At 70.7% G+C, this 25,587-nt stretch carries 22 protein-coding genes; 12 read left to right on the forward strand and 10 right to left on the reverse strand.

Going from position 1 to position 25,587, the window contains the following annotated elements:
• Together ACQPZX_RS38910 and ACQPZX_RS38915 are read right to left on the reverse strand one after the other, a co-directional pair.
• Window positions 1–591 (reverse strand): DinB family protein, encoded by a 591-nt coding sequence (locus ACQPZX_RS38910; protein ID WP_433367052.1) that lies wholly within the window; start codon window positions 589–591, stop codon window positions 1–3.
• Between the two features lie 22 nt (window positions 592–613).
• Window positions 614–2,884, reverse strand: a complete 2,271-nt coding sequence (locus ACQPZX_RS38915; RefSeq protein ID WP_433367055.1) for a putative bifunctional diguanylate cyclase/phosphodiesterase — start codon at window positions 2,882–2,884, stop codon at window positions 614–616.
• A 177-nt stretch (window positions 2,885–3,061) separates the two neighbouring features.
• Here ACQPZX_RS38915 and ACQPZX_RS38920 point away from each other — a divergent pair, with 177 nt between their 5' ends.
• Window positions 3,062–5,020, forward strand: a complete 1,959-nt coding sequence (locus ACQPZX_RS38920) for an N-acetylmuramoyl-L-alanine amidase (protein WP_433367058.1) — start codon at window positions 3,062–3,064, stop codon at window positions 5,018–5,020.
• Between the two features lie 43 nt (window positions 5,021–5,063).
• Entirely contained in the window at window positions 5,064–5,429 is a 366-nt protein-coding gene (locus ACQPZX_RS38925) for a VOC family protein (RefSeq protein WP_433367060.1), read from the forward strand.
• Between the two features lie 371 nt (window positions 5,430–5,800).
• Here the strand turns inward: ACQPZX_RS38925 and ACQPZX_RS38930 are convergent, their stop codons facing one another.
• Window positions 5,801–7,009 carry an FAD-dependent monooxygenase gene (locus ACQPZX_RS38930; protein WP_433367063.1) on the reverse strand — a complete coding sequence of 403 codons (1,209 nt, stop codon included), beginning with the start codon at window positions 7,007–7,009 and terminating at the stop codon, window positions 5,801–5,803.
• A gap of 113 nt (window positions 7,010–7,122) precedes the next feature.
• Here ACQPZX_RS38930 and ACQPZX_RS38935 point away from each other — a divergent pair, with 113 nt between their 5' ends.
• On the forward strand, window positions 7,123–8,004 hold the full coding sequence (locus tag ACQPZX_RS38935; protein ID WP_433367066.1) for a TetR/AcrR family transcriptional regulator C-terminal domain-containing protein: 882 nt from the start codon (window positions 7,123–7,125) through the stop codon (window positions 8,002–8,004).
• Here ACQPZX_RS38935 and ACQPZX_RS38940 read toward each other — a convergent pair.
• Entirely contained in the window at window positions 7,986–9,680 is a 1,695-nt protein-coding gene (locus ACQPZX_RS38940; protein ID WP_433367069.1) for a glycoside hydrolase family 13 protein, read from the reverse strand. The two genes, ACQPZX_RS38935 and ACQPZX_RS38940, sit on opposite strands and share 19 nt — an antisense overlap.
• A gap of 46 nt (window positions 9,681–9,726) precedes the next feature.
• On the opposite strand from ACQPZX_RS38940, the gene ACQPZX_RS38945 reads away from it, so the two are divergent.
• From ACQPZX_RS38945 to ACQPZX_RS38960, 4 genes are all read left to right on the forward strand, one after another.
• Window positions 9,727–10,728 (forward strand): glycosyltransferase family 4 protein, encoded by a 1,002-nt coding sequence (locus tag ACQPZX_RS38945; protein ID WP_433367072.1) that lies wholly within the window; start codon window positions 9,727–9,729, stop codon window positions 10,726–10,728.
• A 101-nt stretch (window positions 10,729–10,829) separates the two neighbouring features.
• On the forward strand, window positions 10,830–11,981 hold the full coding sequence (locus tag ACQPZX_RS38950; protein ID WP_433367075.1) for a glycosyltransferase: 1,152 nt from the start codon (window positions 10,830–10,832) through the stop codon (window positions 11,979–11,981).
• On the forward strand, window positions 11,978–13,060 hold the full coding sequence (locus ACQPZX_RS38955; protein ID WP_433367078.1) for a glycosyltransferase: 1,083 nt from the start codon (window positions 11,978–11,980) through the stop codon (window positions 13,058–13,060). The genes ACQPZX_RS38950 and ACQPZX_RS38955 overlap by 4 nt, the downstream gene beginning before the upstream one ends.
• Window positions 13,061–13,068: 8 nt before the next feature.
• Window positions 13,069–14,547: a glycoside hydrolase family 130 protein gene (locus tag ACQPZX_RS38960; protein ID WP_433367081.1), complete on the forward strand. Its 1,479-nt coding sequence runs from the start codon at window positions 13,069–13,071 to the stop codon at window positions 14,545–14,547.
• Window positions 14,548–14,897: 350 nt separating this feature from the next.
• Here ACQPZX_RS38960 and ACQPZX_RS38965 read toward each other — a convergent pair whose 3' ends face one another.
• Window positions 14,898–15,563: a response regulator transcription factor gene (locus ACQPZX_RS38965; RefSeq protein WP_433385704.1), complete on the reverse strand. Its 666-nt coding sequence runs from the start codon at window positions 15,561–15,563 to the stop codon at window positions 14,898–14,900.
• The gene (locus ACQPZX_RS38970; RefSeq protein ID WP_433367084.1) at window positions 15,551–17,005 is read right to left on the reverse strand and encodes a sensor histidine kinase; all 1,455 of its coding nucleotides are present in this window, start codon (window positions 17,003–17,005) and stop codon (window positions 15,551–15,553) included. The genes ACQPZX_RS38965 and ACQPZX_RS38970 overlap by 13 nt, the downstream gene beginning before the upstream one ends.
• Before the next feature lie 108 nt (window positions 17,006–17,113).
• On the opposite strand from ACQPZX_RS38970, the gene ACQPZX_RS38975 reads away from it, so the two are divergent.
• A complete protein-coding gene (locus ACQPZX_RS38975) occupies window positions 17,114–17,776 on the forward strand; it encodes a YqeB family protein (protein ID WP_433367087.1) in 663 nt (220 codons plus the stop codon).
• Between the two features lie 18 nt (window positions 17,777–17,794).
• On the opposite strand, the gene ACQPZX_RS38980 is transcribed toward ACQPZX_RS38975, so the two are convergent.
• Window positions 17,795–18,619 carry a methyltransferase domain-containing protein gene (locus tag ACQPZX_RS38980; RefSeq protein WP_433367090.1) on the reverse strand — a complete coding sequence of 275 codons (825 nt, stop codon included), beginning with the start codon at window positions 18,617–18,619 and terminating at the stop codon, window positions 17,795–17,797.
• A gap of 114 nt (window positions 18,620–18,733) precedes the next feature.
• Here ACQPZX_RS38980 and ACQPZX_RS38985 point away from each other — a divergent pair, with 114 nt between their 5' ends.
• Both ACQPZX_RS38985 and ACQPZX_RS38990 read left to right on the forward strand, forming a co-directional pair.
• Complete coding sequence (locus tag ACQPZX_RS38985; RefSeq protein ID WP_433367093.1) at window positions 18,734–20,218, forward strand: diguanylate cyclase domain-containing protein; 1,485 nt, start codon at window positions 18,734–18,736, stop codon at window positions 20,216–20,218.
• The gene (locus ACQPZX_RS38990; protein WP_433367096.1) at window positions 20,211–21,242 is read left to right on the forward strand and encodes a Gfo/Idh/MocA family protein; all 1,032 of its coding nucleotides are present in this window, start codon (window positions 20,211–20,213) and stop codon (window positions 21,240–21,242) included. The genes ACQPZX_RS38985 and ACQPZX_RS38990 overlap by 8 nt, the downstream gene beginning before the upstream one ends.
• Here ACQPZX_RS38990 and ACQPZX_RS38995 read toward each other — a convergent pair.
• Window positions 21,232–21,780, reverse strand: a complete 549-nt coding sequence (locus tag ACQPZX_RS38995) for a TetR/AcrR family transcriptional regulator (protein ID WP_433385707.1) — start codon at window positions 21,778–21,780, stop codon at window positions 21,232–21,234. The two genes, ACQPZX_RS38990 and ACQPZX_RS38995, sit on opposite strands and share 11 nt — an antisense overlap.
• Before the next feature lie 66 nt (window positions 21,781–21,846).
• On the opposite strand from ACQPZX_RS38995, the gene ACQPZX_RS39000 reads away from it, so the two are divergent.
• Window positions 21,847–23,265, forward strand: a complete 1,419-nt coding sequence (locus tag ACQPZX_RS39000; RefSeq protein ID WP_433367099.1) for an MFS transporter — start codon at window positions 21,847–21,849, stop codon at window positions 23,263–23,265.
• Between the two features lie 151 nt (window positions 23,266–23,416).
• Window positions 23,417–23,803, forward strand: coding sequence for a VOC family protein (locus tag ACQPZX_RS39005; protein WP_433367101.1), 387 nt, complete (start codon window positions 23,417–23,419; stop codon window positions 23,801–23,803).
• On the opposite strand, the gene ACQPZX_RS39010 is transcribed toward ACQPZX_RS39005, so the two are convergent.
• Together ACQPZX_RS39010 and ACQPZX_RS39015 are read right to left on the reverse strand one after the other, a co-directional pair.
• Entirely contained in the window at window positions 23,800–24,594 is a 795-nt protein-coding gene (locus ACQPZX_RS39010; protein WP_433367104.1) for an SAM-dependent methyltransferase, read from the reverse strand. The two genes, ACQPZX_RS39005 and ACQPZX_RS39010, sit on opposite strands and share 4 nt — an antisense overlap.
• A 50-nt stretch (window positions 24,595–24,644) precedes the next feature.
• Window positions 24,645–25,520 (reverse strand): alpha/beta fold hydrolase, encoded by an 876-nt coding sequence (locus ACQPZX_RS39015; protein ID WP_433367107.1) that lies wholly within the window; start codon window positions 25,518–25,520, stop codon window positions 24,645–24,647.
• Window positions 25,521–25,587 lie beyond the last annotated feature (67 nt).

Below are 25,587 nucleotides of genomic sequence, written 5' to 3' on the forward strand. Positions count from 1 at the left end.
TCATTGAAGCGACCCTTCTGTTGTGGCGGCATAAGCGTCCCTCCCCCGGTAGAGGTCCCGCAGCAGGCAGATCTCGGCGCCGTGGTGGATCACCTCGCGGTGGATGTGCATGACCAGCTTGGCCATCGGCGCGCTCGCATACTCGGGTGGGGAGAGGTTGCCCTGCGGCCGCGCCAGGCCCTCGGCGCCGAGCTTCCGCACGTCGCGGATCCACGCGTCGTGGCCCTCGTCGAATTGGCGCAGGGCGGCCTGGGCTGTTCCGGCGTAGTCGACAGCATGGTCGTCGTCGCTGGGGTGGTCGAAGTGGGCGGCGCCCGGCGGGCCGAAGACGGCGATGAGATGGGCCAGGCGCCAGGCGATGGTGGTGACGGGGTCGCGGTCGCGCGGCGGCGGGGCGTAGTCCATGGTGAACTCGCCGGCGCCCAGCGGCATCGGCGAGGTGTTCTCGCCGCGGGGGCGCAGGGTCCAGCAACCGGGGACCGGCTGCCAGAAGTACTCGTCGTCGGTCAGGTCGTCCAACCGGGGACGGAGTTGGTGGTCCCAGTGCCACTCAAGTTGGTCGATGATCTCGGCGTTCCAGTCGATGGCCACGCGTCGACCTTAGGGACCGGCGTCACGCGGCGACGGGGCGCTCGATCCAGTGGGTCAGGTTGGCGGGGCGGTCGGCCTTGCCGTAGAGCCAGCCCTGCACCAGGTCGCAGCCCTGGTCGCGGAGCCAGTCCCGCTGCAGCTCGGTCTCCACTCCCTCGGCGACCACCCGGTGGCCCATGGCGTGGGTCATGGCCAGTACGGCGCGGACGATGGGCTCGTTCGTGCCGGCCTGGCCCACGTCGTTGATGAAGGAGCGGTCGATCTTGACAATGCCGACGGGCAGGCGGTGCAGGTACGACAGCGACGAGTAACCGGTGCCGAAGTCGTCGATGCATAGGGTGACGCCCAGGGCGTGCAGGGCGTTCAGGGTGAGCAGGGCGGCCTCGATGTCCTCCATGACGCCGGATTCGGTGATCTCCAGCCACAAGGCGTTCGGCGGCAGTCCGGTCTCGCGGAGGACGTCGTCGACGATCTTCACGAGGGTGCCGTCGCGGAGCTGGCGGACGGCGACGTTGACCGAGACGTGCAGGGGTCGTGCGCCGGGGCCTCGGATGCCGGTCCAGGTGAGCAGCTGGTGGGCGGACTCGCGGAGCAGCCAGGCGCCCATCTCCTCGATCATGCCGGTCTCCTCGGCGATCGGGATGAACTCGATCGGCGAGACGAAGCCCAGCTCGGGCGAGTACCAGCGCATGAGCGCCTCGAAGCCGTCGAGCTCCTCGGTGGCCAGGTCGACGATCGGCTGGAAGTGGACCGCCAGCTCGCCTCGCTCCAGGGCGCCACGCAGGGACTGCTCGAGCTTCACCCGGTCGCGGAGCTGCTCGCGCAGGGAGGTGTCGAACATGGCGTACGCGTTGCGCCCGGAGCCCTTCGCCTTGTACATGGCCGTGTCCGCGTCGCGGATCAGCTCGAGCGCGTGCGCGCCGCCGGTGGACTTGGCCACGCCGATCGACGCCGAGATGACCACGTCGCCGACCGACAGCTCGAAGGGCCGGGCCAGCTCGTCCAGCAGGCGGTCGGCGAGCGACTCGGCCAGCCGCAGGTGTGACGGGCTGGCCAGGGCGATCACGAACTCGTCGCCGCCGATGCGGGCCACTACGTCCTCGGCGCGGACCTGCTCGCCGAGCCGGCCGGCGACCGCGCAGAGCAGCTCGTCGCCGACCTGGTGACCCCAGTGGTCGTTGATCATCTTGAAGCGGTCGAGGTCGATGAAGAGCAGGCTGATCTCGAGGTGTTCCTCGGTCGCCCGGTCGGCCCAGCGGGCGACCGTCTCCGACAGCAGCTCGCGGTTGGGCAGGTCGGTGAGCGCGTCGTGGGTGGCGCGTCGGCGGGTGGCGCGCTCGGCCCGTACGCGTGAATTGTTGGACCGCACCACCCGCGCCAGCGTGAGCAGCACGAGCAGCGCGCACAACCCGGCCCTGGTCAGGTCGTTGGCGAACGAGCCGAGCGGCATGAGCGAGGTGATCACGGTCGGGACCGTGACCACGAAGCCGATCACCACGAGGCGCACCGGGCTCATGTCGCGGACGACGATCTGCTGCGGCTCGACCAGCGAGCGGCTCGACGGGTGCAGCGCGGACGCGGGGATCAGCACGAACAGCACCAGGAACAGCCCGGTGATCGTCGCTTGGGACACGTCGACGATCAGGGCGTCGCGCAGGCTGAACAGCAGGTCGGCGACGAACATGGCGCCGGCCGCGACGATCAGCATCCACAGCGGCGGATTCTGTGCGCCGCCGGCGAGCATCAGCTGGGCGACCAGCACCAGCAGTACGACATCGATGATCGGGAACAGCGCGTCGAGGATCTGGAACGGGGTCAGGCCGGCCGAGTCGATGGCCGGCGCGATCACGAAGGTCCAGGTCAGGAACGCCGCCGCCAGGCCGACGAGCAACGCGTCGATCCGGGCCGGGTCGTCCTCGGCGGCGCGCCGGCGGCGCAGCATCACCGTGAAGGCAAAACCGATGCAGAGGTACGCGAGGAGGATGAACGAGTTCGGGATGAGTGACATGGCGGTGACCGGCGTGGCCATGGTGCTCGGCACGAGGGCCCGGATCACGCTCGCGACGATGAACATGTAGCCGGCGAACCGGATCAGCCGCCAGGGCAGGCGGTCGGCCGGCTGCAGGTTGCGGCGCGGGCCGACGTAGAGGGCCGCCATGCCGAGGATCATCACGACGACCGAGACCGGGGTCTGCACCCATTCGGGGCCGAGGAAGAACACGGCGAGAAGCGCGGAGCCGATCAGGACGTGGAGCCAGGCGGGGCGCGCGGAAATGGCGTCGACTCTGGTCACGACCTACCATCGGCAACCCCGCCGCCGTCTTTACCGCTTTGAAAAGACGTACGTTTAAAGGGATTTTGTTATCTTTTGTCCTGAGAATTTTTCAACATAGTTGGGCATTTCCCGGACGGCGGTGACCGGACCCGGCAACGTGGCACACGCCGAGCAACCAGTACCACGGGGGTCCACGTGCGCCGGAACCGGACGAAGCGCCGCGTCGCCATGCTGCTCACCTTGACCGTCGCCGCGAGCCTGCAAGCGGGCCCGCCCGCGACCGCCGCGGCGCGGAAAACGCCCGATCCGGCGCTGCAAACCGTAAGCCTGGGTCGCGAGAGCGCTCGTTCGTTCAGCCTCGTGGGCGTCACCTGGGACGACCCGAAGGCGACGCTGCCCGGCCCGGTTCAGTTGCGCACCCGCAAGATCGGCACGACCGCGTGGACGCCCTGGCAGACCCTCGAGGCCGACGGCCCGGCCGCCGGCGACCAGCGCGGCGCGACCGACCCGCTCTGGGTGGGCGCCTCGGACGCGATCGAGACCCGGATCGCCGGACCGCGCCGCCCCCTTCCCGCCGGCCTGCGCGTGGATCTGATCAATCCGGAGGCCGAGATGGCCCCGGCCGGCCGGAGGAGCAGGACCGAGGCGGTCGCCATGCCGGCCCGGCCGGTCCCCCGGATGATCACCCGGGCCGGGTGGGGCGCCAACGAGACGATCGTCAAGGCGGCCCCCGAGTACACCGGCCCGATCCAGGTCGTCTTCGTGCACCACACGGCCACCGGCAACGGATACTCCTGCGCCGACTCCGCTGCCATCGTCCGCGGCATCCAGGCCTACCAGGTCCGCACCAAGGGCTGGGACGACATCGGCTACAACTTCCTCGTCGACAAGTGCGGCAACATCTTCGAGGGCCGCGGCGGCGGTGTGGGCCGCAACGTCCTCGGCGCGCACACGCTCGGCTTCAACGACGACGCCAGCGCCATCGCCGTGATCGGCACCTTCGACGCGGTCGGCGTCTCCCCCAGCGTCCGCACCGCGATCGCCACCGTCGCCGCCTACAAGCTCGGCGCGGCCGGCAACCCGCCCAACGGCAAGGTCGTCTACACCTCGGGCGGCAGCAACCTGTATCCCAAGGGCGCGCGGGCCACGCTCTTCCGGATCTCCGGCCACCGCGACGCCGGCCGCACCGACTGCCCGGGCGACTCGCTCTACCGTCAGCTCCCGCAGATCCGGGCGATCGCCGGCGCGGCGCCGATCGGGTTGCGCTTCCTGCGCATGTCCGGCGCGATCAAGTACGGCCCCCTGCTGTACACCCGTGGCCTGATCAACCCGCTCTGGAACGTCGCCACCCCGAGCGCGCTGATCGCCCGGTTCGAGGTGTGGGTCGACGGCCGGCTGGCCCTGGCCGCGCCCGGCTCGCATCGCACCGCATCGCTGCGTCTCAGCCCCGGTGGTCACCTCGTCGGCGTCCGCGCGGTGCATCTCTCCGGCCGCACCACGATGACCACTGCCAAGATCGTCTCGGACCCGAACGCGCCCGTCTTCACCGCCGGACCCGACGTGGCACTGCGTCCCGGCTCGCTCAACGGCACCGTCCCGATCCGGCTCGGCTGGGCCGCCACCGACGTCAACGGCCTCTCCGCGGTGACCCTGCTGCGCCCGACCGCCGTCAACCTCGGGATCACCGCGCGCAGCCGGAACGGCACGGTCAAACCGGCCCTGCCGACCACCTTCGCCGTGCGGGCCACCGACCGCGCCGGCAACCAGGTGAGCGCCTCGGTCACCCGTACTCCCATGGTCTTGTCGGAAGCCGTCACCCAACGCACCGGAATCTGGCGCACGCTGCGCGACCCTCGCTATCTCGGCGGTGTCGCGCTCGGCGCGACCGCCGCCGGATCCACCGCCACCTGGACCTTCACCGGACGATCGGCCGCCCTCGCGGCCGGCCGGGGAGCGTTGTCCGGACGCGTCCGCATCTGGGTGGACGGCGACGACGCCGGCATCGTCGACCTCGGCAACCCGAGGACGATCTATCGCCAGGCGGTCTGGTCACGCTATTGGAGTGGTGGCGGTGAGCACACCATTCGCGTACGGGTGGAGGGCACCGCCGGAAGGCCCGGAGTGATCCTCGACGGGCTCGTGTATCTCAAGTGATTGCTGACAGAAGGTGTCAGCCTCTGGGGGAAGGATCGCAGGCATGACTGGTTTTGCGACTCTTGCCATGCTCAGCCTCGACGCCGAAGACCCCGGCGCGATGGCCACCTTCTACTCGCGCGTGCTGGGCTGGGAGGTCCTGCACAACGAAGGCGACTACGCCATGATCGGCGACGGCACGGTGAGCCTCGGGTTCGGGCGGGTGCCGGGCTATTCGGGGCCGGGCTGGCCCGACGAGGCCACGCCCAAGCGGTACCACCTCGACCTCTATGTCGATGACCTCGACAAGGCCGAGGAGCTGGCGCTGGCGCTGGGGGCGACCAAGCCGGCCGAGCAGCCCACGCCGGATCGGTGGCGGGTGCTGCTGGACCCGGGTGGTCAGCCTTTCGACATCTGCCTGCGTAGCTGACGCGTTTTCTGCCGGCCGCCGCCCTACGGGGGGCGGCGGCCCGGTGTGGGTCAACAGCGTCGCCGCCGCCGCTCCCGTGTATGGCGACCGGCTGTGCGCAACCGAACCGATGGCTGGGAGCGCCGAGCGCGACTGTCGCGGGCAAGCCGGTGACGCGTCCCCCGCGCGGCCTTGATGAATCAGCGCGCTCGGCGAACAGGAACTCATCAACATCGCGCTGCGGCATGCTGCTGACTGCCGATCTTGATCAAAGCGGCGCGCGGAAGGCACCTGAACTCATCAACATCGCGGCGGCATCGCCAGCCACCGGCCGCCGGCCCTGTGGACGGCGGCCGTGAAATGTCGTACCGGCGTGCTTAGATGGCCCCGCCCTACAGGGTGGGGGCGGTTCGTGGCGCGCGGGCGGAGCGGATCTTGGGGTAAGGCTCGAGGGTGATGGCGTCGGCCTTGCCGAACTGCTTGGCCAGCATCTGCTTCATCGGCCAGACGCCCATCATGGTCATCGAGACGGCCCGCATGCGGATCATCAGGCGGCCGTTGGGGGCGAAGGCCTTCATGCCCCCGGGCGGCAGCTGCGTGCCGTCGGCGACATAAGCCGCCATCTGCTTCTGGTACGCGGCAAACGCCTTCTCCGGCGTACGAGCGGCGGCCAGCTCACCGGCCAGCACATAGGCCCCGACCAGGCTCATGCTGGTGCCGAGGCCGGCCAGCGGCGACCCGCAGTATCCGGCGTCGCCGATCAGCACGACGCGGCCGCGGTGCCACTTCTCGACGTGCACCTGGGTGATCTCGTCGAAGTAGAAGTCCTCCGCCAGCGGCATCGCGTCGAGGAAGCCCGGGACCCGCCAGCCGACCCCAGCAAAGCGATCCCGCAATATGCGCATTTGTCCGGCTTTGTCCTGGCGAGCCCACGGTTCATCGGAACGGAAGCTCAGGCTCGCCTTGGCAGTGCCGCCGCGCTCGGGCCGGATCCCCGCGACCAGCCCACCCGGCGCGTTGTACATCTCGAACCAATTGTCCAAGTCGCCCGGGTCGGGAACCGTGAAGTACGCGCCGCGCCCACCGAGCGGCCGCACGAACTGCTCATGCGGCCCGAAGGCGAGCGCCCGCACTCCCGACCGCACCCCGTCGGCCCCGACCACGATGTCGAAGCGCTCCCGCCCGCCGCTCGCGAACGTGACCTCCCCCTCCGGCGTCAGCGCCGTGATCCGGTCGCCGAAGCGCCAGTCGACATCGCCCGCGGTGGCGTCGTGAAGGATCCGGGCGAGATCACCGCGGGCGATCTCGATCTCGGCGACGATCCCCTCCCCGCCGAAGACATCGGCCGACATCGCGGCCAGCTTCTTCCCGCGCGCGTTGACCAGTTTCCAGCCGCGCTCGTCGACCTGATGGTCGCGGATCGCCTCGCGCAGGCCCATCCACTCGACCACGTCGCGCGCGACCCCGCGCACGTCGACCGCGTGCCCGCCCGGCCTCGGGGCCGCCGACCGCTCGACGACCGTGACGTCGGCGCCCGTGCGGTGCAGCCAGAACGCCAGCGCCGGCCCGGCGATCCCGCCGCCGGAGATGAGAACCCGCATGTCACTTCCCCCTGCGTACTCTGTAAATTGGTGTACTAGGGAGAGTACGAGGGCGCATTGCCGCAGCGCAAACCGCACTAGTACGCTCAGCGGGCGAAACCGGAGGTGTACTAGTGCATCCGTATCGGCGGATCGTGGAGGACGTGCGCCGGCGCATCGAGGCCGGCGAGCTGAGCCCGGGTGACCGGGTGCCCTCGGCCCGGCAGATCACCCAGGAGTGGGGCGTCGCGATCGCCACCGCCACCAAGGCGCACGCGGCGCTGCGCGAGGAAGGGCTGACCGTGGCCAGGCCGGGCGTCGGCACCGTGGTGGCCGGGCCGGCGCCGCGCCGCGACCACGAGCTGACCCGGGAGCGCATCGTCGCGGCGGCCATCGCGATCGCCGACGGCGAGGGCATGTCGCAGCTGTCGATGCGGCACATCGCGAGCTCGCTCGGGGTGTCGACGATGGCGCTCTACCGGCACATCCCGGGCCGGGAGGAGCTGATCCTCGCGATGATCGACGCGGCGATCGGCGAGGTGCGGCTGCCGGCCCGCTACCCGCCCGGCGGGTGGCGGGCCGCGCTCGCCCTGTGCGCCCGCATGGAGTGGGCGGCCTTCCAGCGGCACCCGTGGCTGGCGCCGACGATGTCGATCACCCGGCCGCAGCTGGCCCCGGCCGCCATGCGGATCACCGAGTGGGTGCTGAGCGCTTTTGACGGCACCCGGCTCACCCAGCAGGACCGGATGTACGTGCAGATCCTGCTCTTCACCTTCGTGCGGGGCGTGGCGAGCGCGCTCGAGCCGGAGGCCGAGGCGATCCAGGAGAGCGGCCTGACGAACGAGCAGTGGATCGACTCGCAGACCTCGACCTTCCTGGCCACCATGGACGCGGAGGAGCTGTCCCACTTCCGCGAGCTGACCGCGCAGCCCTTCGACTTCGACCTGGACATGCTGTTCGAGTTCGGGCTGGCGCGGTTGCTCGACGGGCTGCTCCCCTATATCGAGCGGCGGTAGACCACTGCCTGCCAGGGCGCGAGCGTGAGGCCCGCGGGCGAGGCGACGTTGGTGAGCACGAGCTCGGCCTCCTCCCACGCGATCGCGTCCTCGATCTCCGCACGCACCGTCTCGCCGGTGAAGTTGCCGACGACAAGCAGCTCCGTGCCGCCGAGCCGGCGGGTGAAGGCGTACAGACGCTCGTCGTGCGGCAGCAGCATCGTGAAGTCGCCGTTCACGACGGCCGGCTCGTCGTGCCGCAGTCGGATCAGCTTGCGGTAGTGATGGAACACCGAGTCGGGGTCGGCCCGCTCGGCCTTGGCGTTGACCTCCGGGTAGTTCGGGTTCACCGCGAGCCACGGCGTCGCCGACGTGAAGCCGGCGTGCGGCGAATCGTCCCACTGCATCGGCGTACGGGCGTTGTCCCGCCCCCGCGCACGCAGCACCGTCAGCACCTCTTCGGCCGAGCGACCCTCCTGATCGAGCGCCTGGCGGTACTGGCCGAGCGCCTCGATGTCGCGGAAGTCGGCGATCGTCCGGAACGGGTAGTTGGTCATGCCCAGCTCCTCGCCCTGGTAGACGTAGGGCGTGCCGCGGTGCAGGTGCAGCACCGTGCCGAGCATCTTCGCCGCCGTCACCCGGTGTTCCGGCGAGTCGTCGCCGTACCGGGAGACCACCCGCGGCTGGTCGTGGTTGTTCCAGTAGAGGCTGTTCCAGCCGACCTCGGCGAGCCCGGCCTGCCAGCGGCCGAAGATCCCCTTGAGCGTGGTGAGCCGCAGCGGGATGAGCTTCCACGGGTCGCCGCCACGGTCGGCCCACACGTGGTCGAACTGGAAGACCATGTCGACCTCGAGCCGCTGCTGGTCGGTGAACTTGATGGCCTCGTCCACGGTGACGCCGGGCATCTCACCTACGGTGAGCATGCCCTCCCGGCCGGCGAAGACCCGGTCGTTCATCTCACGCAGGAATTCGTGGTTGCGGGGGCCATTGATGTACGAGGCGGAGCCGTCCCCGTACGCCGCGCCGGTCGTCAGGCGGCCGTCGGCAAGCGGCAGCACCTTGGAGATCATGTTGATGACGTCCATCCGGAAGCCGTCGACGCCCCGGTCGAGCCACCAGCGCATCATCGCGTACACGGCCTCGCGGACCTCGGGGTTCTCCCAGTTGAGGTCGGGCTGCTTCGGCGAGAACAGATGCATGAAGTACTCGCCGGTCTTCTCGTCGTACTCCCAGGCCGGGCCGCCGAACGCCGAGCCCCAGTTGGTCGGCTCGGCGCCGGGCGTGCCGGGCTCCATGCCCTCGCGCGCCGGGCGCCACCAGTACCAGTCGCGCTTGGGGTTGTCGCGGCTCGAACGGCTCTCCTGGAACCACGGGTGCTCGTCGGAGCTGTGGTTCACCACCAGATCCATGATCAGCTTCATGCCCCGGGAGTGGACGCCGGCGAGCAGCTCGTCGAAGGTGGCGAGGTCGCCGAAGAGCGGATCGATGTCCTGGTAGTCGCTGATGTCGTAGCCGTTGTCGTCCTGCGGCGACTTGTAGATCGGCGAGAGCCAGAGCACGTCGACGCCGAGCTCGGCCAGGTGGTCGAGGTGGTCGATGATCCCGCGCAGATCGCCCATGCCGTCACCATCGGCATCCGCGAAGCTGCGGGGGTAGATCTGGTACACGACAGCCTTTTTCCACCAGAGATCCGTCATGCACCCATACTAAGGAGGTGTTAATGACCAAAAAGCGGCCTTTGTCGTGAGGGTCGCGCTGCTCGGGCCGATCGCCTGGCGCACACCGCCGCTGCATTACGGACCCTGGGAACTGATCACCAGCCTGCTCGCCGAAGGTCTGGCCGCGCGCGACGTCGACGTGACGCTGTTCGCGACGCTCGACTCGGTCACCAAGGCGGCGCTCGACGGGGTCAGCCCTACCGGGTACGAGGAGAGCGACGAGATCGACGGGCGGGTGTGGGAGGCGCTGCACGTCAGCCACGCGCTCTCCCGATCGGCGGAGTTCGACCTTGTGCACAACCATCTGGACTGGCTGCCGCTGGCGTTCTCGCAGCATTGCGCGGCGCCGATGCTGACCACGATCCACGGCTTTTCAGGATCGAACATCCTTCCCGCGTACGCCCGCGCGCAGTCTCACTTCGTCTCCATCTCCGACAGCGACCGGTCTCCGCAGTTGCCCTACATCGGAACCGTCCACCATGGGATCGATCTGTCCGCGTTGCCGGTGTCGCACGCGCCTAGTGCCGATTTAGTAGTGTTTGGCCGGATTCATCCGGACAAAGGCACCGACTTGGCCATCGAGATTGCCGCTCGCGCCGGACGCCGGCTCATAATCTGCGGGATCGTTCAAGATCATCAGTTTTACGAGTCGCTCATCGCGCCCCGGATCGACGGCGAAAGGGTCGTCTACCTCGGGTCGGTCGGGCCGGCCGACCGGGGCCGGATTCTGGGTTCGGCGGCGGCATTGCTGCACCCGATCCGCTTCGCCGAGCCGTTCGGCCTTTCCGTCGTCGAATCGATGGCATGCGGGACGCCGGTCATCGCGTACCGGAAAGGCTCTATGCCGGAAGTGGTCGACGAGGGCGTGACCGGACGCCTCGTCAGCGATGTCGGCGAGGCGGTCGCCGCGGTGGCAAGCATCGACGCCATTGACCGGGCAACGTGCGCGGCTCGGGCCCGGGAACGGTTCTCCGCCGACCGCATGGTCGAGGACTACCTGGCGATTTACCGCAAAATCGTCAGCTGAATAGGCGGAACTTGTTAACGTCGCAATGTGAATTGCGCGTTAATCGGGGCAATTTCCCGTCGTGCTGCGGGGAGGCAGCCGCGAACCGAGAAAGGCCTGTCATGCCCGCCACGTACGGCTTTCTGAGCACCTATCCGCCCACCCAATGCGGTTTGGCCACATTCAATGCCGCACTGGCCGCCCAGCTCAATACGACCGGCGGCGCCGGCGTCGTCCGGCTGCTGGCCAGCGACAACGTGAGTGGCGGCATCGACCTCGACCGCGGCGCGCCCCGAGTGGTGCACACCTGGCACACCGACAACCCGGGAGGCTGGGTCGCGGCCGCCAACGCGCTCAACCGCTTCGACGTGGCGATCATCCAGCACGAGTACGGGATCTACCCGGGCGACGCCGGCGCCGAGGTGCTGCCGCTGCTGCGCGCCCTCAAGATCCCCTCGATCGTCGTGCTGCACACCGTGCTCAGCCATCCCGATCCCCTCCAGCGGCAGGTCCTCGAGCGCATCGGGACGACCGCCGACGCGCTGGTCACCATGACCGACACCGCGCGGCAGCGGCTCACCGCGGGCTACGCCGTCGACCCGCGCAAGATCTCGGTGATCCCGCACGGGACCGCGAGCCACGAGAGCGCGCCGCGCGAGGACCACGACCGGCCGCACCTGCTGACCTGGGGTCTGCTCGGGCCGGGCAAGGGCATCGAGTGGGCGCTGCGGGCGCTCGCGCTGCTGCGCGACCTGTCGCCGGCGCCGGTGTACACGGTGGCCGGGCGCACCCACCCGAAGGTGCTGGAACAGTTCGGGGACGCGTACCGGGACTCCTTGCAAGCCCTCGCCGGCGCGCTCGGGGTGACCGACGCCGTGACCTGGCGCGACGAATACCTGGACCAGGCCGACCTGTCCCGGCTGATCCGCTCGGCCGACGTGGTGGTGCTGCCCTACGACTCCACCGAGCAGGTCACCTCGGGGGTGCTGATCGAGGCGGTCGGCGCCGGGGTGCCGGTGGTGGCGACCGAGTTCCCGCACGCGGTCGAGCTGCTCGCCGACGGGCCCGGTCTGCTGGTGCCGCACCAGGATCCGGAGGCGATGGCCGCGGCGATCCGGCATCTGCTCGCCTCGCCGGGACTCGCCGACCGGCTGACCGGAATCGCGGGCGGGCCGACGCTGCGGTGGCCCGCGGTGGCCGCCCGCTATCAGGCGCTGGCCGGCCGCCTGCTGTCCGCCGCGGCCGCCCCCGTCGCCGCGTCCGTGCCGGCGTGAGTGTCGGCTTGCGGCTCGTTCCGCCGCCCATTCGCCTGTCCGACGTCCCACCGCCCAGCTTCAGCCACATCGCCCGGCTCTCCGACGACACTGGCCTGCTCGAGCACGCGCGCAACGCGGTCGTGCGACGCGAGCACGGCTACTGCGTCGACGACGTCGGCCGCGGCCTGCTGGTCGCCTCGCGCGAGCCCCGGCCCGCGCCGCAGGTGGTCGCGCTGGCCGAACGCTATCTGGCCTTCCTCACCCACGCGCAGGCTCCGTCCGGCGCCTTCCGCAACCGCATGGGCTTCGACCGGCGCTGGACCGACGAGCCCGGGCTGGGCGACTGGTGGGGGCGCGCGCTCTGGGGGCTGGGCACGGCCGCGGCGCGGTCCACGGCGCCGTGGATCAGGCGCGAGGCTCGCGTGGCCTTCCGCTTGGGGACGCGGCAACGCTCCTCGTGGCCACGTGCGATGGCGTACGCCGGACTGGGCGCCGCCGAGATCTTGCGCTCCGATCCGCGTGACCAGGACGCGGCGGCGCTTCTGCGCGATGCCGCGGCTGCGGTCGGGCAGCCCGGGCACGACCCGTCCTGGGTCTGGCCGGAGCCCCTGCTCACCTACGCCAACCCGACCATGGCCGAGGTGGTGATCGCGGCCGGCGATCTGCTCGGCGACGAGCCGCTGCTGCGGGCCGGCCTGCGGATGCTCGCCTGGCTGTGCCGCGAGCAGGACAACGACGGCCATCTCTCCACGGTTCCGGTCGGCGGCTGGCGCCACGGCGACCCGAAGCACCGCTTCGACCAGCAGCCGATCGAGGCCGCCGCCACCGCTGACGCGTGCGCCACCGCCGCCGCGATCACCGGCGACGACCGCTGGGATGAACCACTATTTCGGTCAATAGCATGGTTTTTGGGCGACAACGACACTCAGACCGTCATGTACGACCCACTAACCGGCGGATGTTATGACGGATTAACGGCAGACGGTCCTAATGTGAACCAAGGAGCCGAATCCACCCTCGCGCTCGTGTCGACGCTGCAGCATGCCCGCACGCTGGCGACCCGGAGCGCGACCCGACCGTCAGGCGGCCTAGCGTGACCGCAACCATGAACTCACAGACCTTTATGACCCGGCACGACATCATCATGGAGCCGGACGACCGGCGCGTGGTGATCAAGCTGTTCGTGCCCGGCGAGGACGCCCAGATGGTGCAGAACCGGGCCTCCAGCCTGATCGAGCGCATCCTGCAGCTCGACGAGGCGGAGACGTCCCGGCTGCTCGACGAGGTGCTGAACAACTTCGCCGGCCGGCATCACGACCTGCTGTCGACGTTCCAGCACCACTACGAGCTGGTCCAGCACCGCGTGCCGCCGGAGATCGAGCTGTCCCCGACGGCTCGCACGCTGATCGGCGCGTACTTCAGCCACGAGTTCTCGGTCGAGGCCGCGGCGCTGTGCAACCCGTCGATGGTGCCGCACCCCGACCAGGCCGGCCTCGAACCCGGCGAGCTGCGGGTGGCGATCAGCTTGCGCCAGATCGGCGAGGGCCACATCTCCTCGATCGGTTTCTGCTCGGCGATCCTCGGCCCCGGCGACACCATCCGGCTCGAGGAACGCGGCGGCCCCCTCATGATCGGCCAGCGCGTCGGCGCCATGCACATGCGCTTCCAGCTGTCGGCCGCGCTGATCGACGAGGAGATAGACAACGAGGCTTCCGCGTACGTCGTTTCGGCGCTCCCCGAGCGCTACAGCGACGAGGAGTTCGAGGATGTGATGACGCACATCCCCGCCGAGTTGCACACCCGCCCCATGACGCAGGAGACCCTCGACAAGATCCGCCACATCGTCGCCGAGGACTACGCGGTCTCGTTCCCCTGCGCCACCCCCATGCACCAGCGCGTCATGTGGCCCGCCACCCGCGCTGAGAGCAACGGCATGGAGGACGCCCGCTTCGTCCAGGTCCTCGACCCCGACGGCCGCCTCGCCTACCAGGCCACATACACCGCCTACGACGGCCGCCACATCTCCGGCCGCGTCATCTTCTCCCGCGACATGCGGCATTTCGAGGTCACGCAACTTCATGGCCCCGCGGCTCGGAACAAGGGAATGGCCCTGTTCCCGCGCTACGTGGGCGGCCGCAAGCTGGCCCTGTGCCGCTCCGACGGCGAGACCCTGGGCCTCAGCGTCCGCGACGACCAGCACCGCTGGCAGCAGGCTGTCCCGCTGCTGGTCCCCCACCGAGGCTGGGACCTCATCCAGGTCGGCAACTGCGGCTCACCGGTAGAAACGGAACAGGGCTGGCTGGTCCTCACCCACGGCGTCGGACCCATGCGCCGCTACGCGATCGGCGCCATGCTCCTGGACCTGGAGAACCCCGAGCGCGTCATCGCCGACCTCCCCGAGGGCCTGATCCACCCCGACGACGTGGAACGCGAGGGTTACGTCCCAAACGTCCTCTACTCCTGCGGAGGCCTAATCCACGACGGCCGTTTCTGGCTCCCCTACGGCGCCAGCGACGTCCGGGTAGGTTTCGCCAGCATCGCCCTGGACCAACTCCTGAGCCGCATGGTCCCTACCGGCTACTGACGCCCGCCGCGCCCCAGCGCCGGGCCCGCCGCGCCCTCAGCGAGGCAGCCCCAGCAAGGTGCCCCGAGCAGGCGCCCCGACGTGCCATCGACGCGCGCCCGGCCCGCCGCGCTCCAGCGACGGACCAGCCGCAGCCAGCGGCGGGGCCCGCCACAGCAGCGGCGGACCGGCCGCAGCCAGCGGGCCGGTCGCAGCCAGCGGGCCGGCGGCGGACCGGCCGCAGCCAGCGGGCCGGCGGCGGACCGGCCGCAGCCAGCGGCCCGGCGGCACGGCCAGCCGCAGCCAGCGGGCCGGCGGCGGGCCGGTCGCAGCCGGCGGGGCGCAGCCGGGCGGCCTGCGCGGGCGGGTCGTCAGCGGGCGTCGTGGACCAGGATGGCGACCTGCGTGCGGTTGCTCAGCTCGAGCTTCGTGAAGATGCGTGTCATGTAGGCCTTCACCGTCGCCGTGCTCATGTTGAGCTCGGCGCCGATCTCCTGGTTGGTGCGCCCGCCCGCGATCAGCCGCGCCACATCTCCCTCGCTCGGGCTGAGCCGCTTGAGCGCCAGCCTGGCCCTGTCACGGTCGGGATCCTCCCCGTGCGCAGCCGCCATCCCCATCACCTGCCGCAGCACCGACGGCGTGAACATCGGCTCGCCCGACGCAGCCCGGCACACCGCCCGCGCGATGTCGCCGGGCGGCTCGTGCTTGAGCAGGAACCCGCTCGCGCCCACCCGCATCGCCCGCCGCACATGCTCGTCGGTGTCGAAGGTCGTCAGCACGATGACCTCGGGCGGATCCCGCCGCTTCCGCAGGTCGGCCGTCGCCGTGAGGCCGTCCATCCCCGGCATCCGGATGTCCATGAGCACCACATGCGGCCGATGCGTGTTGACGGCCCCGGCCACCTCGGTGCCGTCCGCGACCGCGCCGACGACCTCGATCTCGTCGAACGCCCCCAGCATCATCGACAACCCCGCCCGCACCAGCGCGTCGTCGTCGACGATCAGCACCCGCACGGGATCGGGCATCACGTTTGCCATGGAAGCCACGCGCGCAGGTTGAACTCGCCGTCCGGCGTCGGCCCGTGTTCCAGCCGCCCACCGGCCAGCCGGACCCGCTCCCGAAGACCCGCCAGCCCCGCCCCGGCGCCCGGAATCGGCCCGCCCGCGCTTGAGACCAGCGCACCCGCATCCGCCTCCGGCGCCTCGGCACCCGCGCCGCCCGGCCGCAGCGCCCCGAACGCAGCTCCCGGCTCGGCGTGGTTGCCATGCCCGTTACCCAGACCGTCGTTGTGCTCCCACAGAAGGTCGTTCTCGACGCTCAGCTCCAGCCCGCGCGGCCAGCAGATGTCGACGTTGACCCGGACCGGGGCGCCGGGCGCGTGCTTGAGCGCGTTGGTCAGCGCCTCCTGGATGATCCGATAGGCGTGCCGCCCGGTCTGAGCGGGAACGTCGTCCTCGTCCCGCTCGTCCTCGTCCCGCCCAGCCGCGCCCCACCCAGCCGCGCCCCGCCCAGCCGCGCCCCACCCCGCACCGTCCCGCTCGTCCTCGTCGCGCTCGGCGTCGCCCCACCCGGCCGCGCCCCAACCAGGCGCGCCCCACCCCGCACCGTCCCGCTCCTCATCGTCGCGCTCGGCCTCGCCCCATAGAGCGTCCCCCGGCTCGGCGCGACGCATGGCGAAGACGATGTCGGCGCCGGCCAGGCGGGAACGCTCGACCAGGGCCGGCACGTCGTCGAGGGTGGGCTGCGGGCGGTCCTCGGCCGGCGCGCGCAGCATGCCGAGCAGCATGCGCAGGTCTTCCAGAGCCTCGTATGCCGACCGCCGGATCACGCCGGCCGCCTGCTTCTCGTCGGGCGAGGCGTCGCGCCGCACCTCCAGCGCGCCGGCGTGCAGCGCCAGCAGCGACACCCGATGGGCGAGGACGTCGTGCATCTCGCGCGCGATCCGCTCGCGCTCGGCAAGGCGGGCCTGCTCGATGCGCAGCCGCTGGCCCTCCTCGGCCTGGCGGGCCCGCTCGGCCCACGAGGCGACGAGCTGGCGGTGCGCGCGGATCACCATGGCCACCGCGACCAAGCTGACGTGCAGCAGCACGACGAAGGCGACGGACTCGTAATACTCCCGGGTCAGGCCCAGCACCAGGCCGTAGACGGTCGCCACCGCGACGGCGTGCAGGCCCGCGACGGCGATCGTGACGCGGGCCGGGCGGTGCAGCGCCACCGAGAACAGCGCGATCGGCGTGGCGCCCATCGGCATGCCGAGCAGGATGCCGAACGGGATGAGCGCGAGCGTGAGGGCGACCGGGTGGCTGCGCCGGAAGAGCACCAGGCCGACGAAGGACAGCGCGCCCCCGCCCACCTCGAGCTGCAGCGGAGCGCCGTTGCCCTCGCTCACCGACTGCGACACGAAGAAGAGCCCGAGCAGCAAGGCGAGGACTGCGAGGGAGACCTCGAGCAGCCAACCGCGTGCGCTTCGCCGTGCCATGCCTCGACGCTACCGGCGCGGGCTCCCGGCGGGCAGTCGACTTTAGTCGATCGGATATCGCCTTCAGTCGGTATCGGGACAGCGCCCCCGCGGCGAAGACTCGGACCCGTGCTCCAGCAGACGACGAACGTGCCGACACCGTGGTGGGCCAGGGTGCTCGTGTGGCTCTGCCTCCCCGCGATCGGCGCCGCGCTTCTCTACCTGGTGATGAGGGTGGCCGTGTGGCTGCCGTTGCCGGGCCCGTTCAACCTGGCGCGTGAGCTGCCCGAGCCGGCCGCCTCGATCACCGCGGCGGCGCTGGGCGCGCTCCTGGGCCTCATCCTGGCCGGTCTGGTCGACCGCGAGTCGCTGACGGTCCGGATCACCTTGGAGGAGGTGGTGCTGACCCGCCCGGGCACGACCGCCACGGTGCCACGGCCCGAGGTGACCGTCGCGTTTCCTGACCGCGACCAACTGGTGTTGCTCGGACGCACTGGGCGCGAGCTGGCGCGAGAGCCCTGCCATTTGTCCGCGGGGCGGTTGCGGGCGGCCTTCGCCGCCAATGGCATCGCTTGGGCGGATCAGGATCCGTACCTGTCGTCCTACCGCCGGTGGGTGCCCGACCTTCCCGATCTGCCGGCCACGGCGCATGCGCTGCTGGCGGCGCGGCAGAAGGCCCTCGATGCCGGTGACGACGCTGACAAGCGGGAGCTGCGGGGGGAGTTGGGGCGGTTGGGGTACGTCTTGCGGGACGAGCGTAAGCGTCAGTACTGGCGGCATGCGGATGGCTAGCAGGCGGATGGTTTGGCGCTAGCCGACTGTGCCGGTTACTACCCAGATGGTCAGGATTGCCAGGAAGTCGCCTCGGTCGCCGGCGGCCGCTACGTAGGAGAACCACTCGTCGCGTACGCCGGGGGGTGTTGTCCAGGCCTCCTCGGGGACCATGGGGTTGACCATGGGTAGCACTACCGCTGCTGAGGCCGGGTCGCCGAAGACGCATGTCACGGGGGTGGCGGTCACGTTGGTCAGGTTTGCGGCTATCAGGCGGCGGCGCAGGGTGCGGCCCATGTCGGCCTGGCGTGGGGTCAGGCGGCCGTGCATGTTGGCCACCACCGTCGTGGCCAGGCGGGACGGGACGCCGTCGAAGGCCAGCGAACCCCAGTCGGTGTCGATCAGGCAGATGCGGCCGCCGGAGCGGGTCACGCGGATCAGCTCGCCGATCACCACGTCGGCGTCGTCTACGTGCTGGAGTACGCGCTCGCACCAGACGCCGTCGACGCTGTCTTGCGGGAGGGTCATCGCCGAGACGTCGCCGGTCATGTATCGGACATTGCTGCCGTCGTGGCGTTGCAGGGCCGCCGCGATGGTCGCGGCGGAATTGTCCAGGGCGATGACCTCGCCGGCCGGACCTACTTTGGTGGCCAGCCAGCGCGCCACGTCGCCGGCGCCGGAGCCCGCGTCGAGCAGGCGGGCGCCCGCCTCGGGGCGTAGGGCCTGCATGGCCGTACGGCGAACGCGCCTGATCTCGGGGTGATGGCCCATCGCCTCGAGCGCCGCTAGCAGCATGGCGGTCATCTCACTGGGCTGACTGTCGAGGTCAGCGAAGGGGGTGCGTTCCATCTGCGCGGGCTTCATGCGGCAAATGTTGACTCACCGGCACCCCTTTTCAGCGGCGCCGGTCACTCATCTGACAGGAAGGATCACTGCCCGCTCACTCAAGTCGGCGGCCGCCCGACCGAACAAACCTCGGTGAGCAGATGGCGCTTCCCGCTCCCGGACGGCAGCCTCAACCGGACCCGGCTGGTGGCCGTCGCCATCGGCGGCCTCGCCCTGCTCACCGAGCTTCCCCAGCTCGGCAACATCGAGCGCTCGGCGCAGTACGTCCGGCTGGCCGGGCTCTCGATCCTCACGCTTCTGCTGGTGCTGATCCACACCCATCTGCGCCGCCGGTCGAGCTGGTGGACCGTCGTCCCGGTGCCCGTGCTGATCGCCATCGGCGGCGCCGGCCTCAAGGACCCCGTCGCCAGCACGGCGCTGGCGCTGGCCGCCACGATTGTGCTTTCGCTGTACGGCTCGACGAAGCTGTGGGTGGCCCGGCTGTTGGGGGCGCTGATCGCCGTCCCCGTCGCGAACGCCATCTCCCCGATGTCGGGCGACCGGTACATGCCCTGGAACTCGCCCACCGTGATCGGCGTGCTGCCGCAGATCCTGCTGATGTCGGTGCTGACCCGCGGCATCTACCTGGCGATGATCCGCCAGGAGGGCGCGGCCGCGCGGGAGTCGCTGCTCGCCCGGGCCGGCCTGGCCATGCTCGGCGTCACCGATGGCGAGCAGATCCGGGCCCTAGGCCGGCGCGTGGCCGGCGAGATGCTGGCCCTCTCCCCCGGCGTCGTGATGCTGGTGCTGCGCCGCCGGCCCGGTGGCTTCTACATCAGCACCGCCGCCGGCGCCCCGGCCGAGCTGCGAGGGCGGGAGCTGGGCGAGGAAGCCATCATCGACCGGGATGTCCTCGTGGAGCTGATGCCCGGCTTCCGCGAGTGGCAGCTTGATTCGCTCGGCGCCGAGTTCGACGTCGCCGACGTCTACATCGCCGTCGGCAGCCGCCGGCGGATCCCCACCGACGTGCTGGACGCCGTGCGCAACCTCTCGCACCAGGTGATCCTGGCCGAGAAGGGCTGCCAGGCGCACGCCGAGCTCGAGCACCGCGCCCACCACGACCACCTGACCCAGCTGCCGACCCGGGCGAAGTTCGTCCAGGCCATCGGCGACGCGCTGGCCCGGCCGGCCTGCACGGCCGTGCTCAACGTCGATCTCGACGACTTCAAGCAGGTCAACGACCGGTACGGGCACGGCGCCGGCGACGAGCTGCTGGTGCAGGTGGCGGCCCGGATGACCGCGGTGACCGCCGGCCGGGGTGTGGCCGCCCGGCTGGGCGGCGACGAGTTCGCGGTGCTGCTGACCGATCTGGCCGGCCCGTTCGAGGCGGAGCGGGTCGCCGGTCTGCTCTGCGCGACGCTGGCCGCCCCGGTCACGCTGACCGCCGCCACCGTGACGGTCGGCGCCAGCATCGGCGTCGCCGTGGCCGAGCCCGGTGTCACCGTCACCGAGCTCATCCGCCGCGCCGACATGGCGATGTACGCGGCCAAGAGCGGCGGCAAGAACCGCACCGAAGCGTTCCAGCACCCCTTGATCGGCGAACCCCAGGTGCTTGTGGCAGGCTCTTCGCATGAGTGACGCGGTCAAGTTCGGGCTTGTCGGCTACGGCTCCGGCGGGCGCATCTTCCACGCCCCCCTGCTGACCTCGGCGGAGAACGTCGACTTCGTCGGCGTGGTCACCAAGTCGCCCGAGCGCCGCGCCGAGCTGGCCGCCCAGCACCCGACCGCGACCGCCTTCGACTCGATCGCGGATCTGAAGAAGGCCGGCGCCGAGGCGGTCAGCATCTCGACCCCGGCCGCCACCCACGCCGAGGTCGCCAAGGAGGCGATCGCCCACGGCCTGCACGTCGTGGTCGACAAGCCCTTCACGCTCGACGCGCCCAGCGCGCAGGAGGTCGTCGACGCCGCGAGCGCCCAGGGTGTGCTGCTCAGCGTCTACCAGAACCGCCGGTGGGACTCCGACCTGCTCACCCTGCGCAAGCTGATCGCCGACAACGCGCTCGGCACGATCCGCCGCTTCGAGTCCCGTTTCGAGCGGTGGGACCCGCAGCGCAAGGTTCCCGCGGCCGGCGGCGGCACCCTGCTCGACTTCGGCTCGCACCTGGTCGACCAGGCGCACCTGCTGCACGGCCCGGCAGTGCGCGTCTATGCCGAGATCCGCGGCAACGGCGACCTCGACGACGACTTCTTCGTGGCGCTGCACCACGTCGGCGGCGTCGAGTCGCACCTCTGGGGCAGCTGGCGCCAGGCCGCGCCGGGCCCGCGTTTCCGGGTGTCCGGCTCGACGGGCACCTACATCGTGAACGGCATCGACGGCATGGACCACCAGGAGGCCCTCCTGAAGTCCGGCAAGTCCCCGGCGATCCTGGGCGAGCGGTGGGGCGTGGAGCCCGAGCACGGCTGGGGCCGGCTCTACCACGGCCCGACCAGCGCGCCCGTCCCGACCGAGCGCGGCCGCTGGGACTCGTACTACCCGGCGTTCGCCAAAGCTGTCCGCGATGAAGGCCCGCTCCCGGTCGACCCGGCCGACGTCCTGCGCAACATGACGGTCCTCGACGCGGCCCGCGAAAGCGCCCGCACAGGAAGCGCAATTAGGCTCTGAGGCCATCCAGCGCCAGCGCGAGCACCCGCTTGCGCTGGCCGTCGTCGACGAACGCGGCCGACATCAGCCCCGACACCATCCGCAGCAGGTCGTCGAAGTTGGCGTCCGAGCGCACCACCCCGGCCGCCTGAGCCCGCGCGAACAACGGCTCCCCCGCCTCGTACATCGTCTTGCGGCAGCTCGCGAACAGCTCCGACTCCCGGTTGAGCGCCTCGATGATCGCCCGCTTGGTGATCGCGTACTGGACGAACTGGTCGAGCCACGCCATCAGCGCCTCCCACGGGGGCAGCGACCCGACCTCGGCCGCCACCACGGCCAGCTGGTCGATCTCCGACACGTACACCGCTTCGAACAGATCTCGCCGTGTCGGGAAATTTCGGTACAAGGTGCCGATTCCCACGCCCGCCTGCCGAGCGATGTCCTCCAGCGAGGCATTCGTCCCGTGGGAAGCAAAGGCCGCGCGGGCAGCGGCAATCAACGCGTCGAAGTTGCGGCGGGCATCAGCCCGAGCCGGACGCCGCACACCAACCGCCGCCATGACGAGATCCACCTCACAAACAAACCAACTTGCAAAACGGAGGCACCCCTCCGCTAATGTGGAGGCATGCCTCGACTTTATCAGACCTTCGGCGTGCTCTCGGCCGCCGCGGCCGCGTTCGCGCTGATGCAGTCGCTGGTGACGCCAGTTCTGCCGGTCATACAGCACGATCTGCACACCGACACCGGCACGGTCACCTGGGTGCTCACCGCCTGGTTGCTGGCGGCCTCGGTCGCCACGCCGCTGATGGGCCGCATCGCCGACATGATCGGCAAGGACCGCGCGCTGCTGGTCGCGCTGGCCGCGATCGCCCTCGGCTGCCTGCTCGCCGCGATCGCGCCCAGCATCGGCGTCCTCATCGCCGCCCGCGTGCTGCAGGGCCTGGGCGGCGCGATCTTCCCGGTCTCGTTCGGCATCATCCGCGACGAGTTCCCGCCGCACCGGGTCACCTCGGCGGTCGGCGTCATGGCCGCCGTCATCGCCTCCGGCAGCGGCCTCGGCATCGTCCTGGCCGGCCCGATCGTCGGCGCCCTCAACTGGCGCTGGCTGTTCTGGATCCCGATGATCGTCGTCACCCTCGTCGGCATCGTCGCCAAGTTCGTCATCCCCGCGTCGCCCGTCCGCAGTCCCGGCAAGGTCAACTGGCTGGCGGCCGTGCTGCTCTCCGGCTGGCTCGTCGCGCTGCTGCTGCCCCTGAGCAAGGCCACGACGTGGGGCTGGGGCTCCGGCCGTACGATCGGATTGCTCGTCTTGGCAGTTGTCCTTCTCGCCGCCTGGTTCGTCGCGGAGCTCCGCTCGGCCAACCCGCTGATCGACATGCGCATGATGCGCCTGCCCGCGGTCTGGACCACCAACGTCGTCGCGCTTCTCTTCGGCGCCACCATGTTCGGCATTTTCGCCTTCCTGCCGCAGCTCATGCAGGTGCCGAGCGCGACCGGCTACGGCTTCGGCGCGACCGTCACCGAGGCCGGCCTGCTGATGCTGCCGATGATGGTCGCGATGGCCGTCTTCGGCTCGCTCTCCGGACCGCTCACCCGCTGGTTCCCCGGCAAGACCCAGCTGATCGCCGGCGCCGCGCTGGCCGCCCTCGCCTGCTTCTCGCTGGCCACCGAACACGGCTCGAAACCCCTGGTCGCGATCGCCGGCGGCGTCTTCGGCATCGGCCTGGGCCTGGTCTACTCCTCGCTGATCAGCCTGATCGTCCAGAGTGTCCCGATGCACCAGACCGGCGTGGCCTCCGGCATGAACACCAACGTCCGCACCATCGGCGCGTCGATCGGCACCGCGATCGTCAGCTCGGTCGTCGCCGGCCACACCACCTCGACGGGCCTGCCCGCCGAATCCGGCTACACCGAGTCGTTCCTGATCCTGGCGGTGGTCGCGGTCGCTGCCATCGGCGTCGCGCTGCTGGTCCCCACGGCCCGCCGCAGGACCAACCCCGAGCCGGTCCAGGCACTGCCCGAGCTCACGCCGGTCGAGGTTTGAACCCACATATCGTACGAGTCGGGCACAGCCCCACGCCGAAGCGGCACCGCACCCGCGGTGCCGCCCCGGCCGGGTGGTGGGTGACGGCCATACGCGGCCTCCGGCCCGGCGGGCGGCACAACCGCGCCGCGGCGATCACTATCCTGGCGCCGTGCGGATCGACCTCTTCACGATCGTCGTCGACGACTACGACCCGGCGATCGCCTTCTTCACCGGGATCCTGGGCTTCGACCTGGTCGAGGACTCCCCCGCCGAGACCACCGACGGCCGCCCGAAACGGTGGGTCGTCGTGCGGCCGCCCGGCGCGCAGACCGGCATCCTGCTGGCCCGCGCCGACGGCGACCGGCAACGCGCCGCCGTCGGTGACCAGGTCGCCGGCCGCGTCGGTTTCTTCCTGCGGGCCGACGATTTCGACGCGCGGTACCGCCGGATGCTCGCGGCCGGCGTGACCTTCGTGCGGGAGCCGCGCGACGAGCCCTACGGCCGGGTGGCCGTGTTCCTCGACATCGCGGGGAACCGCTGGGATCTGCTGGGCTAGGGTTTGCGGCCCACGCCGCAGTACTGGTTGACGTCGATGTCGGGGTCGCCGGCGTCGGGGCGCCAGCGGGAGCACGGCACGACGCCCGGCTCGATCAGCTCGAGCCCGTCGAAGAAGCGCTCGATCTCGGCCGCGCTGCGGTAGACGATCTTCGGGGTGCCGTGCTCGTTCCAGAAGCCGACGATGTCGTCGGCCTCGGCCCGGTTGATGTCGTGGCAGCCGTGCGCGATCGTCAGGTAGCTGCCGGACGGCAGCGCGTCCACCAGCTCGCGGATCACCGAGCGCGCCTCCTCGAAGTCCCCGATGAAGTGCACGATGCCGAGCAGCGTGACCGCGACCGGCTTGCCGAAGTCGAGCGTCCGGCCCGCCGCGCGCAGGATCTCGGCCGGATTGTTGAGGTCGCCCTCGATGTAGTCGGTCCGCCCCTCGGCGCTGCCGGTGAGCAGCGCCCGGGCGTGCGTGAGCACCAGCGGGTCGTTGTCGACGTAGACGACCCGCGTGGCCGGGTCGATCGCCTGCGCGACCTCGTGGGTGTTGTCGGCCGTGGGCAGCCCGGTGCCGATGTCGAGGATCTGCCCGATGCCCTGCTCGGCCACGAAGAACCGGACGACGCGCTTCAGGAACGCCCGGTCGGCGACCGCCAGATCGATGATCGAGGGAAACCGCCGCGCGATCTCGTCGCCGGCCGCCCGGTCGGAGGCGAAGTTGTCCTTCCCACCGAGCCAGTAGTTCCACAATCGAGCCGAGTGCGGAATGCCGGTGTCCAATTTGGAGATCTGCTCATCCGTCACCGTGAATACCCCCTGGCCGCCCCGTCAAGTGCGGCCAGGATAGCGCGGCCTCACTCGCGGATGTGGTCGCGCAGGTAACCGACGATAGTGCCGAAGTTGGCGATCAGGGAGAGGTGGCCCTCGCCGGGCACCAGGTGGACGTCGGCGGTCGGCAGGTGCTCGGCCAGCCAGCGGCCGTGGGCGAACGGCACCATGCGGTCCTGGTCGCCCTGCCACAGCGAGACAGGCACCTTGATGCCGGCGAGGTCGAAGCCCCAGTCCTCGGCGAAGGCCAGGTCGTCCTCGCGCCAGCCGGCGATGCCGGTCGAGACCGACGCCTGGAAGGAGGCCGCGAGGTAGGCCGCCAGGCCGCCGTCGATCAGGGCCCGCTTGTCGACCTCGGAGATCAGGTCGCCGAACGCCGCGATCATGGCGGCCGGCTCGACCGACTTCAGCGGCTGGGCGGCGTTGGTGAGAAACGCGTCGAGCGAGTCGCGGCCGGCCATGGCGGCGGAGAACTCGACGACGTTCTCCTGACCCATGCCGTCCAGCCAGTCGAGGCCCTCGGCGTTGAACGGCGCCACGCCGGCGATGGTGGCGGCGGCCAGGCAGCGGCTGGGCAGCAGCGCGGCGCAGGCCAGCGCGTGCGGACCGCCGCCGGACCAGCCGACGGTGACGAACGTGGGCGCGCCGAGGGCGTCCATCAGGGCGGCGGTGTCGGCGGCGACGTCGGCGACCCGGCGGCCGGGGTGCGGCGTGGAGGTCGCATAGCCGGGGCGGCTGGCCTGGACGACGCGGAAGCCGCCGGCCCGGGCCGCGTCGAAGAGTGGGTCGTAGCGGACAGTGCCGGACGGGGTGCCGTGGTGCAGGACCAGCGGGATCGCCGACGAGGGTCCTTCCGCCAGGTACTCGAGGGTGCGGCCGTCCGGGAGGGTCAGATGCTCCATCCGGAAAACCTACACAGGCGGAAGGGCCCGCGGGGACGTTGCGCGGGCCCTTCCTGTTACCTCGGGA

Source organism: Actinoplanes sp. CA-142083 (genome assembly GCF_050942195.1).
Classification (GTDB): domain Bacteria; phylum Actinomycetota; class Actinomycetes; order Mycobacteriales; family Micromonosporaceae; genus Actinoplanes.

What these genes read in the sequence shown, in the direction of transcription:
- ACQPZX_RS38925 (WP_433367060.1), top strand. Translation starts at nt 5,064, where the DNA reads ATGACTGGTTTTGCGACTCTTGCCATGCTCAGCCTCGACGCCGAAGAC.
- ACQPZX_RS38930 (WP_433367063.1), bottom strand. Translation starts at nt 7,009, where the DNA reads ATGCGGGTTCTCATCTCCGGCGGCGGGATCGCCGGGCCGGCGCTGGCG.
- ACQPZX_RS38940 (WP_433367069.1), bottom strand. Translation starts at nt 9,680, where the DNA reads ATGACGGATCTCTGGTGGAAAAAGGCTGTCGTGTACCAGATCTACCCC.
- ACQPZX_RS38950 (WP_433367075.1), top strand. Translation starts at nt 10,830, where the DNA reads ATGCCCGCCACGTACGGCTTTCTGAGCACCTATCCGCCCACCCAATGC.
- ACQPZX_RS38960 (WP_433367081.1), top strand. Translation starts at nt 13,069, where the DNA reads ATGAACTCACAGACCTTTATGACCCGGCACGACATCATCATGGAGCCG.
- ACQPZX_RS38965 (WP_433385704.1), bottom strand. Translation starts at nt 15,563, where the DNA reads ATGGCAAACGTGATGCCCGATCCCGTGCGGGTGCTGATCGTCGACGAC.
- ACQPZX_RS38970 (WP_433367084.1), bottom strand. Translation starts at nt 17,005, where the DNA reads ATGGCACGGCGAAGCGCACGCGGTTGGCTGCTCGAGGTCTCCCTCGCA.
- ACQPZX_RS38980 (WP_433367090.1), bottom strand. Translation starts at nt 18,619, where the DNA reads ATGAAGCCCGCGCAGATGGAACGCACCCCCTTCGCTGACCTCGACAGT.
- ACQPZX_RS38990 (WP_433367096.1), top strand. Translation starts at nt 20,211, where the DNA reads ATGAGTGACGCGGTCAAGTTCGGGCTTGTCGGCTACGGCTCCGGCGGG.
- ACQPZX_RS38995 (WP_433385707.1), bottom strand. Translation starts at nt 21,780, where the DNA reads ATGGCGGCGGTTGGTGTGCGGCGTCCGGCTCGGGCTGATGCCCGCCGC.
- ACQPZX_RS39000 (WP_433367099.1), top strand. Translation starts at nt 21,847, where the DNA reads ATGCCTCGACTTTATCAGACCTTCGGCGTGCTCTCGGCCGCCGCGGCC.
- ACQPZX_RS39015 (WP_433367107.1), bottom strand. Translation starts at nt 25,520, where the DNA reads ATGGAGCATCTGACCCTCCCGGACGGCCGCACCCTCGAGTACCTGGCG.